Origin of the sequence: Pseudolysinimonas sp. (genome assembly GCF_031389465.1) — a bacterium.
In the GTDB taxonomy this organism is placed as follows: Bacteria; Actinomycetota; Actinomycetes; order Actinomycetales; family Microbacteriaceae; genus Pseudolysinimonas_A.
Genome location: NZ_JANMSQ010000314.1, coordinates 1 through 1,676 on the forward strand (window position 1 = coordinate 1; position 1,676 = coordinate 1,676).

2 pseudogenes are annotated in these 1,676 nt (G+C 69.1%); both read right to left on the bottom strand.

The window, feature by feature from the left end:
- Positions 1-428 (bottom strand): annotated as a pseudogene (locus RMO30_RS12140) (apolipoprotein N-acyltransferase); the annotation flags it as partial.
- Positions 425-1,676, bottom strand: a pseudogene (locus RMO30_RS12145) (RNA helicase); the annotation flags it as partial. The pseudogenes RMO30_RS12140 and RMO30_RS12145, both read right to left, overlap by 4 nt.

A 1,676-nucleotide genomic window follows, 5' to 3' on the forward strand; every position in this document is an offset into this window, starting at 1 on the left:
CAGAGCCCCGCGACGACGGCGGGAAGAAGCAGGAGACGACCGGCCGGCCCACTCCACACCTGGGGGACCCAGCGGTAGGCGAGGGCAATGAGCGCTCCCGCGGCGCCGTTCCAGAGCGTCATGACGCCCGCGAGAGCCGACCAGGGCACGACTCCGAGGAACTCCGACGCCCACTCGATGTGCGGCCAGGAGAACGTCGCGCCGAAGACGAACCCGACGAGAATCGCGGAACCGATTCGCCGCCCCTGCATGGCGATCAGCGCGAGCGCGATGGCCGGGAACGCCGTGAACCACCAGCCCTTGTCGGGGAACGCGGTGTCGAGCAACAGCCCCGCACCCGCCGCGACGGCGAGCGCGGCAGCAAGCGGCAGAACCGCTGGTTGAGTAGCGCCCGCCGCAGGCGGTCGCGTATCGAAACCCTGGTTCACGAGACCCCAGAGTAGGCGACGATCCCCCGGCGGATGCTGTCGATCGCCTGACGTGCGCGACGCCCCAGCGGACCGTCGGCGACGATCGACAATTGGTCGAGCAGGTCGACGGCCTGCTTCATCCACCGCACGAAGTCACCCGCGGCCAGCTCGGCATCCCTAAGCACGACGTCGAGCGCCGCACCCTGCGCCCACCGTTGTGTCGCGAGCGCGATGCCGGGTGACGGGGCGGTCCCCTCGGGCAGCCGGTGCGCGATCTCGAGCGCCTGAAGTTCTTCCCACACCGCTTCGGTCGCTTCAAGAGCTGCTCGGAAGGCTCCGCGCGGCAGCCGCTCGCCGGCATCCGAACCCTCGCGCCGCGGTTCGTAGACGAGGCTGCTCGCGAGTGCCGCGAGGCCCGCGACGTCGAGGTCATCCCACAACCCGCGGCGGAGGCACTCCGAGACGAGAAGATCGCGCTCGCCGTAGATGCGCATCAGCACGCGGCCGGATGCGGTGACCTCGAGTTCCCCGTCTCCGCGTCGTTCAGAAGCACTGACGTAGCCCAGCTCCTGCAACACTTCGGTGACGCGGTCGAACACCAGAGCGACCGCTCCCGTGCGTCCCGAAATCTGAGAGCGCAACTGATCCGTCTCCCGTTTGAGGCGCCACCAGCGCTCGGCCCAACGGGCGTGCGCCTCACGCTCGGCGCACGCGTGGCAGGGATGCTGCTTCATCCGCTTGCGCACGTCGGCGATCTGTCTTGACGCCGATCGCGCTCGCTTCGGCTCTCGTGCTCCGCCGGCCCGCGGCCCTCGGCGCGCGCGTTCTTGCGTTCGAGGTCACTCAGTTCCCGTCGGAGCGACGAATAGTCGCGGAACTCGCCGAGGTGGCAGGTCATCGCCTCCGCGTAGCCGCCGAGCGACTCTTCCTGCTTGCGAACCCGACGGGCGAGATCGACGACCGCGCGGTCGGCCTGGAACTGCGCGAACGATTGTTCGAGGACCTCACGGGTGCGGGTGCGTCCGAACTGCTGGATGAGGTTGACCGCCATGTTGTAGGTCGGCCGAAAGCTGGAGTGCAGCGGATACGACCGCCGCGAGGCGAGCGAGGCGACGGCGCGCGGGTCGACACCGCCCGTCCACTGGATGACGGCGTGTCCTTCGACGTCGATGCCGCGGCGACCGGCGCGCCCGGTGAGCTGGGTGTACTCGCCCGGCGTGATCGGTACGCGGGCTTCACCGTTGAACTTCTCGAGTTTCTCGATCA